12 protein-coding genes and 2 pseudogenes are annotated in these 14,408 nt (G+C 32.6%); 12 read left to right on the plus strand and 2 right to left on the minus strand.

All coding sequences use genetic code 11. The features are described 5' to 3' along the window. The 9 genes and pseudogenes from ACO5GE_RS06370 to ACO5GE_RS06410 form a co-directional block, all read left to right on the plus strand. Positions 1–227: pseudogene (locus ACO5GE_RS06370) on the plus strand (ABC transporter ATP-binding protein); the annotation flags it as partial. A 123-nt stretch (positions 228–350) separates the two neighbouring features. Then, positions 351–524 carry a hypothetical protein gene (locus ACO5GE_RS06375; protein WP_484830087.1) on the plus strand — a complete coding sequence of 58 codons (174 nt, stop codon included), beginning with the start codon at positions 351–353 and terminating at the stop codon, positions 522–524. A 127-nt stretch (positions 525–651) separates the two neighbouring features. After that, positions 652–891 (plus strand): annotated as a pseudogene (locus ACO5GE_RS06380) (tyrosine-type recombinase/integrase); the annotation flags it as partial. 848 nt (positions 892–1,739) lie between these two features. Beyond that, a complete protein-coding gene (locus tag ACO5GE_RS06385) occupies positions 1,740–1,910 on the plus strand; it encodes a DUF362 domain-containing protein (protein WP_484830088.1) in 171 nt (56 codons plus the stop codon). A gap of 575 nt (positions 1,911–2,485) precedes the next feature. Beyond that, positions 2,486–4,267 (plus strand): ABC transporter ATP-binding protein, encoded by a 1,782-nt coding sequence (locus ACO5GE_RS06390; protein ID WP_484830089.1) that lies wholly within the window; start codon positions 2,486–2,488, stop codon positions 4,265–4,267. Positions 4,268–4,269: 2 nt separating this feature from the next. Continuing rightward, positions 4,270–5,541: a competence/damage-inducible protein A gene (locus tag ACO5GE_RS06395; protein WP_484830090.1), complete on the plus strand. Its 1,272-nt coding sequence runs from the start codon at positions 4,270–4,272 to the stop codon at positions 5,539–5,541. 62 nt (positions 5,542–5,603) lie between these two features. Continuing rightward, entirely contained in the window at positions 5,604–6,233 is a 630-nt protein-coding gene (locus tag ACO5GE_RS06400; RefSeq protein ID WP_484830091.1) for an HAD family hydrolase, read from the plus strand. A gap of 138 nt (positions 6,234–6,371) precedes the next feature. After that, on the plus strand, positions 6,372–6,809 hold the full coding sequence (locus ACO5GE_RS06405; RefSeq protein WP_484830092.1) for a Dps family protein: 438 nt from the start codon (positions 6,372–6,374) through the stop codon (positions 6,807–6,809). A 340-nt stretch (positions 6,810–7,149) separates the two neighbouring features. Continuing rightward, complete coding sequence (locus ACO5GE_RS06410; RefSeq protein WP_484830093.1) at positions 7,150–10,116, plus strand: DUF2339 domain-containing protein; 2,967 nt, start codon at positions 7,150–7,152, stop codon at positions 10,114–10,116. A 157-nt stretch (positions 10,117–10,273) separates the two neighbouring features. Here ACO5GE_RS06410 and ACO5GE_RS06415 read toward each other — a convergent pair whose 3' ends face one another. Further along, a complete protein-coding gene (locus tag ACO5GE_RS06415; RefSeq protein ID WP_484830094.1) occupies positions 10,274–10,807 on the minus strand; it encodes a DUF4364 family protein in 534 nt (177 codons plus the stop codon). 156 nt (positions 10,808–10,963) lie between these two features. Continuing rightward, on the minus strand, positions 10,964–11,989 hold the full coding sequence (locus tag ACO5GE_RS06420) for a YeiH family protein (RefSeq protein ID WP_484830095.1): 1,026 nt from the start codon (positions 11,987–11,989) through the stop codon (positions 10,964–10,966). A gap of 370 nt (positions 11,990–12,359) precedes the next feature. On the opposite strand from ACO5GE_RS06420, the gene ACO5GE_RS06425 reads away from it, so the two are divergent. The 3 genes from ACO5GE_RS06425 (at position 12,360) to rpmF (ending at position 14,370) form a co-directional block, all read left to right on the plus strand. Next, the gene (locus ACO5GE_RS06425) at positions 12,360–13,553 is read left to right on the plus strand and encodes an acetate/propionate family kinase (RefSeq protein ID WP_484830096.1); all 1,194 of its coding nucleotides are present in this window, start codon (positions 12,360–12,362) and stop codon (positions 13,551–13,553) included. Between the two features lie 114 nt (positions 13,554–13,667). Beyond that, the gene (locus ACO5GE_RS06430; RefSeq protein ID WP_484830097.1) at positions 13,668–14,177 is read left to right on the plus strand and encodes a YceD family protein; all 510 of its coding nucleotides are present in this window, start codon (positions 13,668–13,670) and stop codon (positions 14,175–14,177) included. A gap of 16 nt (positions 14,178–14,193) precedes the next feature. Next, positions 14,194–14,370, plus strand: a complete 177-nt coding sequence (rpmF, locus tag ACO5GE_RS06435; RefSeq protein ID WP_014262290.1) for a 50S ribosomal protein L32 — start codon at positions 14,194–14,196, stop codon at positions 14,368–14,370. The last annotated feature ends 38 nt before the right edge of the window (positions 14,371–14,408 follow it).

Raw genomic sequence — 14,408 nt, forward strand, 5'->3', positions numbered from 1 at the left:
CAGAAAATGAAAGGGATCTTATGGAAGCCATTCAAGAACTGACAAAAGAAAAGACTGTTTTAATGATTGCGCATCGCTTGAAAACAGTGAGGAAAGCAGATCAAATATTTGTCATAGATAAAGGACAAATTGTTCAGTACGGAACTCATGATAAGTTAATGAAGCAAGATGGAATCTATCGTAGATTTGTTGACACCAGAAGACAGGCAATCGGTTGGAAGATCTGATAGACAACTTTTATGAGATGAATTATATAAACAAAGGAAATGACCGTATGCAAGCTTTATGAAAAGCACATACGAAATCATGCAAATGTAAGTCAAGGTACAAAGCAAGGTAGGCAGCAGTTCATGAGAATACTTGAGGAAGATACGATTGGAGCCTTCAGTATTGAGAATGTAAAAATGTCCGATGCAAAGGAATGGGCTTTACGAATGAAAGAAAAAGGCTACCCTACTCCGGGAAAAAGTCCTACCGCATTGAAACACCGAAAACGGACAACGGCATTCGTAAAATTCCAATGAGCGACCGCGTACTTGAAGCCTTGTAGAGAGTGCTGCAAAACAGAAAAAGCAGTGATTTACTGTTGACAGTTATACAGGATTCCTCTTTCTTACGAGGAACGGAACACCACAAGTTTGTACTAACTACAATGCGATGTTTCGTAAACTGGTAGAGAAGTACAACAAAAGTCATGAGGAAGCTTTTTCGGCGATAACAACGCCCCATACCCTGTGGCACACATTCTGCACCAATATGGCAAATACGGAAATGAATCCAAAAACCTTAAAGTATCTTATGGGACACACCAACATAACCATGACCCTGAACTATTACGCAAATGCCACCTTTGATAGTGCACAGGCGGAATTTTTCAGACTGGCGGCTTAAAGAAAAAGAGATGTTTTATTACTTCTTTACTACCTTTCAAAGCAAAAACACAAACAAATTTAAAAAAATATGTGATTATCTCCCGATACACAAAATGTTGGAAATTTCTGAAAAGACAGGCCATACCGGCATATAAGAAGTTTTGAAAAGATAGTTAAAATTGTATTAGAGTTTGATTTAAATTATATATATTTTTTAAAATAGGTAAGACATAATTATGATATGTCATGGAGTATTCTAGGAGATTAGTGAAGTAGTATGATGAAGACAGAGTGGCTATCATACTATTTCACTTTTTTGTGAAGTTATATCATCTTATGTCATGCCATGTATAAAGAGTAATAAAGAACCATTTGTAATGTATGTTGGAAAAATATTCAGATGGAGAATAAAATAGATAAAATATAAATTATTATAATGTAGCAAACATAGTATAACTGTATAGTCGGAAAATTATTGTCGGGGAATTCGATTAAAAAATTTGATTGTGAGTCATTCTCTATCAGTAAAAAGCTAGTTTTTTAATGAGAATGAGAATATAAAAATGAATTATTTTTCAGAAAAAAAGATATTTTAAATATAGAGATTACAATTTCAAATGATAATATAATAATGATAATTCAAAACAAAAAAAACACAACACATAGAACGCGTTTAACGAAAAAATATTGAAAACAGTACGATATATAGATTTATGAGAATATAATCAAATAAGAGAATAAATGAGAAAAAAGAAAAAAATTAACTAATTGAAAAAATTTTTTAAAAAAGCTTTACTTTTAGAATAAGGTTTGGTATACTCTAATTGTCAAAAAGATATTATTAAATGAGAACAAGGAGGAAGAACAATGGCTTATAAAATTGCTGACAATTGTATTGGATGTGGAGCTTGTGAAGGAGAATGCCCAGTAGGAGCAATTTCTCAAGGAGATACACAATATATTATCGAAGCATCATCTTGCATCGATTGTGGAGCTTGTGCAGGGGTTTGTCCAGTAGGAGCACCAGCAGGCGAATAGTCTGTTTGATTAAAAAATTAACTTAGCTATTATTAAAATGAGACGTGGGGACGTCTCATTTTTTTTGCGTCAAAAATGACAGAATGTAGAAATGTATGATAGAATGCAGGTAAAGAGTGAGATAAGATTTATCTCATCAAGCATTTTGTGTTCATTTTTAAAAAGAGGAAATGGGTGTACTAAAAATATAAACATATCTTGTGTCCGTATGAGTGTGATATTGTGATTCTACTTATTTAGGATGAATAATCTTCTTGAAAACAAACTATGCGAAGTGATAGAATAAAGTTCAAAGTTGTATCGCTCATTGATACCTTCAAAGGTAAAGGTTCAAATGTACCATAAAATAGACTTCAAAAAAGAATTTAGTGATTGAAGAGATGATAGAATAAGGGGTATGATTTGAAAAGAGGAGTATATAGTAACCTGATACTTTTGAATTGATGGGAGGTAATAAAGTTATTAGTGAATATGAAGTAAATACTGCAATGCTATAATGAAGATACAGTAATTTCATTAGATACAATAAGATAAAGAAGTTGTTAAGTAAAATTTAGTTTAGAGAGGAGATTATTTTGGAAAACTATCAGGATAAAATCAAAACTTCAACATTAATTACAAGGTTTTTACCGTATTTTAAAAAGTATTATTCTATTTTGGCAATAGATTTAGTATGTGCTTCATTTACAACAGTTTGTGAAATTGTATTTCCTTTGATGGTCAGAAATATTACGAATAAGGCGATGTTTGATTTTCAAGCTTTGACGATGAGTTTTGTATTAAAAATGTGTGTGATTTATTCTATATTGAGGTTAGTTGACACAGCTGCGAATTATTATATGGCTTCGGTTGGACATATTATGGGAGCAAAGATTGAAACGGATATGAGAAGAGATTTATTTTCCCATCTTCAAGAATTATCGTTCAACTATTTTGATAATACGAAGATTGGTCAAATTATGGGAAGAATTACAAGTGATTTGTTTGAAATTACAGAGTTTGCACATCACTGTCCGGAAGAATTTTTTATTGCCGGAGTAAAAATATTGGTATCCTTCCTTATTTTATGTCGAATCAACGTTTTGCTTACAGTAATCGTATTTTCTGTTATTCCGTTGATGCTTGTTGCAACGATGTATTTTAGAAAAAGAATGAGATTGGCATTTAAACGATCAAGAGAACAGATTGGTGACTTGAATGCACAGTTGGAAGATAGCTTGCTTGGTGTAAAGGTTGTTCGTTCATTTGCTAATGAAGAGGTTGAAAAAGAGAAATTTGAAGAAGGAAATTCCGGACTATTTCATATCAAGAAATTTCAATACTATTATATGGCAGGGTTTAAAGGAGTTACACAGTTTTTTGATGGTTTAATGTATGTGACAGTACTGTTGTGTTCTTCGTATTTTATGATAAGACAAGAGATTACAGCAGGAGATATGGTTGCATATATGTTGTATGTGGCAATGTTGTTGTCTGCGATTAAAAGAATTGTTGAATTTGCAGAACAATTCCAAAGAGGGATGACAGGAATTGAACGATTTATCGAAGTGATGGATGAAGAAGTAGAGATTCAGGATGATGAAGATGCGATTGAAATCAATGGAGCAACGGGAGATATTTTATTTGATCGTGTGAGTTTTCAATATCCTGATCATGACAAAATGGTATTATCAAATATTGATTTACACATTAAACCGGAACAAAAAATTGCACTGGTTGGACCGTCAGGAGGAGGAAAGACGACTCTATGTAACTTGATTCCAAGATTTTATGAGGTGAGTGAGGGACGTATTTTATTGGATGGAGTTGATATTAGAAAAATCACTCAGAAATCACTTAGAAGCCAAATAGGAGTTGTACAACAAGATGTATATTTATTTTCAGGAACGGTAAGAGAAAATATTGAGTACGGTAAAGTGGGTGCTTCCGATGAAGAAATTATAAATGCTTCAAAAAAAGCTGGTGCACATGAGTTTATTATGGCCTTGGAAAACGGGTATGATACCTATGTTGGTGAACGAGGTGTTAAATTGTCAGGAGGACAAAAACAAAGGATTAGTATAGCACGTGTATTTTTGAAAAATCCTCCTATTCTGATTTTGGATGAGGCAACTTCTGCATTGGATAATGAAAGCGAGCGAATTGTACAACACTCTCTAGTAGAGTTATCAAAAGGAAGAACTACATTTACAATTGCACATCGATTGACAACAATACAAAATGCAGATACCATACTGGTTCTGACTGAAAAAGGAATTGAAGAAAGCGGTAGTCATCAGGAATTGATGTTGAAAAAAGGAAAATATTATTCACTTTATGAAATGTACGGTAGTGGATATTTTGAAGATAGAGAATAGGAATGAAACGAGGGATAAAAATGAATGCTGAAATACTGTGTGTGGGAACAGAATTATTACATGGAGATATTGTCAATACGAATGCAGCGTTTCTCTCGAAGGAACTTGCAAAGATAGGAATAGATGTGCATTATCAGACAGTAGTTGGAGATAATCCGAAACGAATGAAAGAAGCATATAAAATTGCACTTGATCGTGCGGATGTTATTATTTCTACAGGAGGACTTGGACCAACTCAAGACGATATCACGAAAGAAATTGTAGCTGAATATTTTGAATTACCAATGGTATATGATGAGGGAAGTTATCAACATTTAGTCAAAAAATACATGAGTTTTTGTAAAGATATGCCGAAGAATAATCTAAGACAGGCTTATTTCCCGAAAGGAAGTATGATTTTGACCAATGATATGGGAACTGCCAATGCCTGTATTGTAGAACAAACACAAGAATTGTCAAAAAAAATAGTTGTTTTATTACCGGGACCTCCTTTTGAAATGAAACCGTTGATGATAAACCAAGTAGTACCACATTTACATCAATACTCTAAGCAAACAGTTGTAGGTTGCAAAATTATGGTAACTGAACTTGGAGAATCGTTGGCAGAAGAAATGGTAATGGATATGATATTGAACCAAACAAATCCAACCATAGCAACCTATGCAGGAAAGGGACAAGTTACATTTCGAATCACAGCAAAAGCAAAAACAGAGCGTCAAGGAGAGGAATTGATTGAACCGGTAAAACAGGAGTTGTTGAAACGATTTGGAAAGAATGCAACGGTCGTTTCATCTGATAAGGGACTGGAATCTATTGTTGCAGAGCTCTTACTAAAGAAAAATCTTACCATTGCAACTGCAGAATCTTGTACCGGTGGAATGCTTGCAGCGAAGTTGATTGATTATCCGGGAATATCGGAAGTATATCGAGAAGGGTTTGTAACGTACACTGAAGAGAGCAAAGAGAAGAGATTGGGTGTTGATGCAAAAACTTTAGATAAATATGGAGTAGTTAGTGAAGAGGTCGCAAAAGAAATGGCGAAAGGAGTTTCTGTTGTTGCAGGAACAGATATCGGTGTTGGAATTACAGGACTTGCCGGTCCAAGTGGAGGAACGGAACAAACGCCTGTCGGCACAGTTTATATTGCTATTTATGATAGAGGAGGGTATTTTTTGAAGAAAATGAATCGATTTGCAAGTCGAGATGTGATTCGTGAAAGAGCTGTTATAATAGCATTAGATGAACTTAGAAGAATCTTGCTTCAAAAAGCGTAGTATGATAAGGAAATTTAGATGGAAAACAAGAACATTTTGTAAAAAGAAAAAGGAGAATTATTTTGTATCAATATATTGTATTTGACTTGGATATGACTATTTTAAACACATGGGAAGCTAATTTATGTGCAGTAAAAGAAGCTTTGGAAAAATTAGAGGGGAAAATTGTAGAGAAAAAAGATTTGGAGCATATTTTTGGTTGCACAACTAAGCAAACGATGGAAAACTATGGTGTGACAGACAAGAGAGCGTTTCTTCAAGAATGGTATGATGGAGTTGTAAAATATCAACATACAATTTCTTTTTTTGAAGGTATGAAAGAGTTACTGTATGAACTGAAAGACTTAGGATACGGTCTTGGAATTGTGACATCAAGAACAAATGCAGAAGCACAAGTTGATGTGGAGCGTTTTGAAATGGATGGAATCTTTAATCAAATCATTGGTGCTGATGATGTTCTTATGCCAAAACCTAATCCTGATCCTTTAAACAAATTTATCGAAGAAAATAAAACACATAAAGAGAAAGTACTTTATGTAGGGGATGCAATTTCAGATTTAAATTGTGCACTTCGAGCAGGAGTGGATTTTGCGGCAGCCGGTTGGGGAATTTCAGGAAATCCGGATTTTTCAGGAAGTAAATATTATTTTAATCATCCATCCGAACTTAGAAACTGTTTGTTAGGATTGTAAATATTTGAAATTCAACATTAAAAAATAAAAAGAATCATTATATTTTGTTTAGATACTCAATGTAGGGGTATCATAGCTAATAGTTGAATGAGTTATAAAAAAATAGAGAATAACAAAATAACACAGGAGGATTTTACTATGATGAACTTAAAAAAAGAATTTGATTTGTATTTATCCAATTTAGCAGTGATGACATTTAAATTACACAATCTACATTGGAATGTGACAGGACTTGCATTCAAAGCCATTCATGAATTTACAGAAGCAATGTATGATACTACATTCCTTCACTTTGATGCAGTAGCAGAACATCAAAAGATTTTTGGAGTAATGCCTGATTGTAAATTGAGCGATTATCTAGAGAAAGCTACTATCAAAGAAATAGATGCTAGAGAATATAGTTCTTTGGAAGTATTAGAAATTCTTCAAGAAGATGTGAAAACATTGATTGAAAATGCAAAAGATATCAAATCAAAAGCAGATGGATTAGGTTGGGCAGAAGCTGTTTCATTGATGGAAGGGCAAATTGCATACTATAGCAAACAGTTATGGTTTATCAATTCAAGCGTAAAATAATAATAATAGATTGAACGATATATAATATAAAAAAGGGTTGTTGAAAAACAACCCTTTTTTTATATTAGTAAAAACATTATAGTCAGTATCAGGATATGCTATTTTGTAGAGGAATGGATTTTGAGAACGAGAAAGGATATAATAAACTTAATATATTTGACCAATCTATAAAATAGATTTTGAAAAATAGTGTTTGTATGTTATCATAGAGAATAATTTATGGTATTTTTTGAAAATTCAGGTCATTATAGATAAAAATGACTTTCTTTAGAAATATTAGAATATAGAATAGTCTTGTATTGCAAGTTAGATATTATTTACAAGCTAGGGGGATAAATTTGTGAGGACTATAAAGAATCGTGTTGAACAGCTTGAGATTCAAATCCGTAACTTAGAATATAAAATCGAAGGTTGCTATCAAAAAATTGAGGAACAAAATAAGATTATCGATGGACTGTATACCAAGTTGCAAGGAAATACTCCTACGAACGAAACGATGAATCATTTGATAGAGAAGGATTGCATTGAAAAATTAGATTATGTATGCAAAGAACAAATGGTTGATGAATCCAAAATAGAGGTTTTTGATAATCATGTTGTTGATATAGGGATTCATAATGAACAAATTGAAACGCAAGAAGTAGACTATCTCAGCTCAAAAACATCTTTTATAAAGGAAACTAACACAATTAAAACAGATTTGAAAAAAAAATTACCACATTTTGAACGTTCGAATAACAATTTGCCGAACAGAGGTAAGACGAATCGTGTTAAGGCACTTGGAGAAGCTATGGTTGGAAAGTATATTATTGGTGCACTGTCTGCTCTTTTACTTTTTGTAGCTACAGGGTCTTTTGTGGCAATGATTTGGAATAAAATGACTTCTGAAACAAAAGTTGGACTGATATTTTTGTTAGGGATTTTATTGAGTGGAGTAGGTTTGAAGTTTATTAGGAAAGATAAAAATCCTATTTATGCGATCTTGCTTGGTGCGGGTGCCGGAGTTATTTATATCGATGTTTTATCCGCGAATTTAGCATTTCAGTTAGTTGGGAACAATATGACTCTCATCCTGTGTTTGATATGGGCTATACTTTTTATCTTTTTATCAAACAAAATACAGATGTTTTTTACTGTGATTATAGCATATATAGGTAGTATTATAACACTTCTACTTGGACTGAGTTTGGCACATACCGATATGGATAGATCTCTGTTGTTTGCTTTTATGATTCTAGTCTGTGTAAGCATTGTAGGAAATGCATTCAAAACAGATAAAAAATACTCGGTAATTACATTAAATATGTCCTTTGCCCCATTTATTTTATTGTTTCTTTCATATTATCCCGATTTTCAAATGATGTCATCACTTTGTATCTTGGTTTGTGGAGCAATATTGTTCGGATTGTATAAAGTGTTGTCTGATGAAAAAGAACTTTTATATACAACTCTTCTAATTTACACACTGAGTTTTGTGATATTGTTAATTGGAATTATGAAAGGTGAAACGGAAAGTAATCATTTGATACTACTTATATTCATCACTTTCATCTGTATAGGAATGGGAATCTGTGCAGATAAGATAGATAAGAAACATTTGGTTGTTTCTTTGAATGTGTCATTTGTTATGTATGTATTTTTATTTCTCAATAACTTTTCTCAGTTTAATCGTTTGATGTTAGTTTGTATGGCTGCTTTTTTTGTAATTTGTTTTCTGTTATACAAGGCTTTGTCAGACAAAAAGAAGTTGACAATAACGACAATAGTAACTCATGTATCTTTGTTCGTTGTTGTGATATTCAGTATTTTTTTAGTTGAAACCGACTTTGATAGAGTTTTTCTATTTACTTTAATAACTTTGGTTGGTGTAACTACAGTAGCCAATGCTTATAAAGTTAAGAAAGAGTTTGTAATCATTGCTCTTAATTTGTGTTTTGTCTCTAATATCATACTGTTTTTGTTAAATGTATCTCAATGCAATTGGTTGGCTTTATTAGATATCATAGTACTTTTTGGACTAAACAATATCTTATATAGGGAAGAGGAAAACTCCAAGATCAGTTTTGGAAAAATTCCTATCAGTATGATAAATACTGCCGTCTCATTTATAATAGTATATCAATTTCTGATTATGGAGATGGTTGCAAGAACACTATTGATATACTTGATAATATTTATAATAGCTCTCATACAATATATGATAATCAATCTACGCTGGAAAAAAATTAGAAAATCTTATGATATTCTATTTAGTTTGGTTTTCGGCATTGCGCTTTTTGGAATTAACAAGGCTCTATTTGTTGATAAAATCTCAGGACTTATCGTTCTCTGTGCGATTCTATATCTTGTCGGAAAGATGATTCATCATGAAGTGAACTATTTGCTGCTAGTAATTATCTTGATGATAGATAATCTGGTTTCTATTTTGTTAAATATACCGACTAATTTTTACTCTGATTCTATTGTTCAGTTAAATGCTATGAGCAATATTTATCCAATCATAAATATAGTGGGTTTTATTTATTTGTTGTATGATATTTATAGAACAAAATATTACAAAAATCTTGTCGTATTTAAGCTGATAGGGATGATTCTATGTCTTTCATCGATTCTGTTAATTAACCTTAACATGACACGTAAAGTCCCTGTAGAGACAGGCGTATTATATCATTCTGTTGCATATGCCGTTACTGTGGTTTTCATATTAGGTTTTGTGACAATAGGATATTTTAAAAATTGGGAAGATGAGAATTTTAATATCATAAAGCATGATCAAGTTGTTGACGATTCTATCCTTTCCTCTATATTTTATGCCTTCACTACTATATTATATTTTGTAGGGATTAAAAATATAAATTTTTTGGAGAGTACTGTTGCATTATACATTTACTGTGCTTTTGTTACAGTATTAGCTGTTCTTCAGTCGAAAGAGATCTTGAAAAGAAATGTAATCCCTTATTTCATTCATGTGTTGCTAGGTTTAGAATATTTAGTATTAACCTTTTCTGTATTAAATGGACTTCTGAATGTAGAAATTGTTTCGTTCCTATATAATATTGCCGGACTAGTAGTGGCAGTTGCTTCTATAGCGTTAGGGTTCAAGTGGGCGATGAAAGGTCTTAGAGATTACGGACTATGTCTTACGATATTAGTGGTATTAAAATTTATCGTTGTAGATATGCGTGGTGAAAACTCTATAAAAAGAGTATTATCCTTGATAGTTGGCGCTATACTTTGTTTTGCAATCAGCTTCATTTACAATAAATTGAGCGTAAAATTTAGAGATAAGAATAGTGAAAATGAATAGAATCTACAAACTACAAAAAAAGACTCAATCTGACTAATACACAGATTGAGTCTTTTTTATTTAATTAGATTGATTTGAAAACTTACCTCTTTTATTATCAGAATATGTTTATTTTTAATTTATAATATTTTGTTTTGCAACATATCAATTTACTTTTTTATTTTTTTGGCATAAGGGAGGTTACGACATTAGTATAAATTTCTGCAGATGCTTCGTCCCAATTTTGGCATATTGTTCGTGCAAGTGTAACAGAAGGAACAGTAATATTGAGACAAAATATATCAATATCTTCATTTGCCATAGAGATGCAAACAGAGTAATTTCCGTCGTCAATTTTTTCGTAGGTAGCTTTAATCTCTTTTTCTTTGATAAGAGATTCTTTTTTGTCATCCAAGTAAATTAAGATTTGTTCTCGTTTAGAGTATGATAATTGGTTTTCAAAAAAACGAAGGACTTCTTCTCCTTTTTCAGTAATGATGAAACGGGTAGGAGAACTCGATTGTATTTCTTGAATAAATCCATCCTCGTTCAATTCATACAAATATTGTTGTAACGAGAAAAAATCAAGAAGCTCATTTTCCAAAAAAATGTGAGTTAATATATTTTTTGACAATGAAACATTTGCATTTTTTAACACAAATAGAATATATAGTTTTTCTTCCGCTAACTTTTTTGTCGCTCTATCAAACATGTCAAAACCTCTTTGTAAGTAACTTTTTTATGAGAATTCAATCAATATCATAAGAATACAGTCAATGTACTACGACATCATCATACCATATTTCGACATAGTGGTGTAGATGGTTATCAAAGATTCAAAACAAATTTCATTTTTATTTTGAATCTGTTACCAAAGGTTGAGTAATCGTTGCATCAATAAATCTACAACTGTAATGGCAACCCAGCAAGTTCCACCTAGAAAGATAGCTTGTCCTCCGGTTTTAAGTAATTTCATGATGTCGGTATTAAGTCCAATTGCTGACATTGCCATAACGATACAGAATTTGGAAATGATTTTGAAGTAATGGAAGATGTCGGTGTTAATTCCATTTTTTGTTAAAATAGTAGTTAAGATAGATGCCAAAACGAAAAACAGGATAAACATAGGGAATACATTTTTGATACTGACCTTCTCTGCAGAATAAGCACCTTGTTTTTTTTGTTTGTATATTTGATAAAAAGACAAGCCTAATGTGATTGGAATAATTGCCAGCGTTCTTGTTAATTTTACAATCGTTGCGCCTTCTAACGTATGTGAGTTGTGAATGTTATCCCATGTTGTGGCAGTTGCAGTAACAGAAGAAGTGTCATTGACTGCAGTTCCGGCAAATATCGAAAATCCATTGTCAGACAACCCTATCAATTCACCTAATGTTGGAAATATCATTGCTGCCAAAATGTTGAATAAAAAAACAACAGAAATCGCCTTGGCAATCTCTTCTTCATCGGCTTTGATAACAGGAGCTGTCGCAGCAATTGCTGATCCTCCACATATAGATGAACCGACACCGACTAAGATGGTTGTATTACTGTCAAGGTTGAATTTTTTTTGTAATAACCATGCACATAAGAGTGAAGTTGTGATAGTAGATAAAATGATTGGTAAAGAAGTTGTTCCAACCATTAAGACTTGTGACAAGTTGAGTCCAAATCCCAGCAAGACAACTGCAAACTGTAAAATATATTTTGATGTAAACTTAATACCGTCTCCGGTTTTAGATCTATCTTTGTAAAATATATTTACTATCATTCCGATAAAGATAGCAAATACCGGTGCTCCGATTAAAGGAAGAGTATTCCCTAAAATCCAAGCCGGTGTTGCAATGAGTAAACACAGTAAAATGCCATAAAAATTTTTTGAAAATGATTTCATAAAAATGTCTCCTTTATTTAAAATTCGTACATTTACAGTATATCACGATGAATTTATTTCGCACTATATTTATTTTTATGATTAAAGAGAAAAAGGCACAAATAAACTTAAAATAATAAGGGCAGGAGAGGTAGAGAAACATAAGTGAAGATAGAAATATCATTATGTAGTATATCTTCTTTTTCAGCAAGACAGTTTATCTTATGTAAAAATAAATAAATGCCTCAGTTCAGTAGGAAAAATGAAATTTAAATTGATTTTAATGCAATTTTGTTGTATCCTATTGATGAAAAAATAAAAATTGTGAAAAAAACATGGGAGAAGCTAACTTCTGGGAGCTGTCTTCTTTGTATTAGAAAGGGGAAAACTAGTGAAAATATTAGTCATTAACTGCGGAAGTTCTTCTTTGAAATATCAATTGATTGATATGGAAAATGAACATGTGTTGGCAAAAGGTCTTGTGGAAAGAATCGGAATCGAGGGTTCTATCTTGAAACATGAATCAGCAAACAAAGAAAAAGAAATTATCAAAGTACCTATGGAAGACCATAAGGTAGCTTTAAAATTAGTGTTAGAAGCACTTGTAAATGAAGAGTATGGTGCGATTGCATCTATGGATGAAATCAGTGCGGTAGGTCACCGTGTGGTACATGGTGGAGAAAAATTCGCTGAATCTTGTGTTTTAACAGAAGAAGTAATTAAAGCGTTGGAAGATTGCATCGAATTGGCACCATTACACAATCCTCCAAACTTGGTTGGAATCTCTGCTTGTAGAGAAATTCTTCCTAGTGTACCGATGGTTGCTGTGTTCGATACTGCATTCCACCAAACAATGCCAAAAGAAGCATTCCTATACGGAATTCCTTATGAATATTATGAAAAATATGGAATTAGAAAATATGGATTCCACGGTACATCTCACAGATTTGTGTCTATTCAAGCTGCTAATTTGTTAGGTAAAAAACCGGAAGAGCTTAATTTGATTACCTGTCACTTAGGAAACGGTGCATCTATTGCGGCAATTAAGGGTGGAAAATCTGTAGAAACATCAATGGGATTCACACCATTAGCAGGTTTGATTATGGGAACACGTTGTGGAGATATCGATCCGGCTATCGTTCCTTTCTTGATGCAAAAAGAAAATTTGAGTCTTGAGGAAGTTAATAATTTGATGAATAAACAATCCGGAGTATTAGGACTTTCCGGTGTAAGCTCTGATTTTAGAGATATTGAAGAAGAAGCATCAAAGGGAAATGAAAGAGCACAAGTAACACTTGAAACATTCCGATTAAGAGTAAGAGAAACAATTGGAGCGTATGCTGCAGTGCTTGGACGTGTAGATGGTATTATCTTTACAGCAGGTTTGGGAGAAAACTCAGCAAAAGATAGAGCAGCAATTTGTGAAGGATTTAAAGCTTGGGGAATTACTTTAGATGAAGAAGCTAATAAACAAAGAGGAAAAGAAATGTTCATTTCTACACCTGACTCTAAAATTCCGGTAATGGTAATTCCGACAAACGAAGAACTTATGATTGCAAAAGATACTTTAGAGTTGGTAAAATAGTATCTGATATCTTTATAAGAGATGTTTTAAATATATTAAGCAGATATACAAAAATATTGACAAAATACGAAACGCTTTGTATAATGAGAAATGTTGAATTATCAGGAGGGTGTCATGACTATTATAGATATTACTGATGTAAAAAAAAGAAAAAAGAAAAGTATTTCTGTAAATGATGTCATCCCCTTAGAAGAATGTAATGCCAATTATGACAATGTTCTTTTTTTAGAAACGCCCGTTGTGGAAGGTCGTGTTCGCTATCATGAAGACAATTTAGTTTTTGATGGTAGTGTAAAGGCCTTATTGTCCGTACCTTGTTCCAAATGTTTGAAGGAAATTGAAATTTCGGTCGACAAGCCATTTTTGGTCGTTTTGGTAACAGAGGAAGAAGAATACTTTATGGATTTTGATAGCTATTGTTATGAAAAAGATCAGTTGAATCTATGGGATTTACTATGGGTACAAATTTGGGAAGAAATACCGTTTAGACTATTATGTAAAGACGATTGTTTAGGTGTTTGTCCGACTTGTGGTCATGATTTAAATGATGGACCTTGTGATTGTCCTGAAGTTGAAAAACCGATAGATGAAAGAATGGCAAAGTTGAGAGAATTATTGAACTAAAGGAGGTAAGAAAGAAATGGCAGTACCAAAGAGAAAAACCGCAAAAAGTGCGACAAGATCAAGAAGATCTGCAAATATGAAAATGACAGCAAAAACATTGGTAAAATGTTCAAACTGTGGAGAATTCGCTTTACCACATCATGTATGTGCAGAATGTGGACATTACAAAGGTAGAGAAGTTATTGCAAAATAGATTCTATTTTGCAATGAAAAGGACATGTGTTAAGCATG

Source organism: Filifactor sp., assembly GCF_057248345.1.

Coding starts and splice junctions, on each gene's coding strand:
- ACO5GE_RS06420 (WP_484830095.1), bottom strand. CDS start 11,989: ATGAAATCATTTTCAAAAAATTTTTATGGCATTTTACTGTGTTTACTC.
- ACO5GE_RS06415 (WP_484830094.1), bottom strand. CDS start 10,807: ATGTTTGATAGAGCGACAAAAAAGTTAGCGGAAGAAAAACTATATATT.
- ACO5GE_RS06385 (WP_484830088.1), top strand. CDS start 1,740: ATGGCTTATAAAATTGCTGACAATTGTATTGGATGTGGAGCTTGTGAA.
- ACO5GE_RS06405 (WP_484830092.1), top strand. CDS start 6,372: ATGATGAACTTAAAAAAAGAATTTGATTTGTATTTATCCAATTTAGCA.
- rpmF (WP_014262290.1), top strand. CDS start 14,194: ATGGCAGTACCAAAGAGAAAAACCGCAAAAAGTGCGACAAGATCAAGA.
- ACO5GE_RS06430 (WP_484830097.1), top strand. CDS start 13,668: ATGACTATTATAGATATTACTGATGTAAAAAAAAGAAAAAAGAAAAGT.
- ACO5GE_RS06375 (WP_484830087.1), top strand. CDS start 351: ATGAGAATACTTGAGGAAGATACGATTGGAGCCTTCAGTATTGAGAAT.
- ACO5GE_RS06395 (WP_484830090.1), top strand. CDS start 4,270: ATGAAACGAGGGATAAAAATGAATGCTGAAATACTGTGTGTGGGAACA.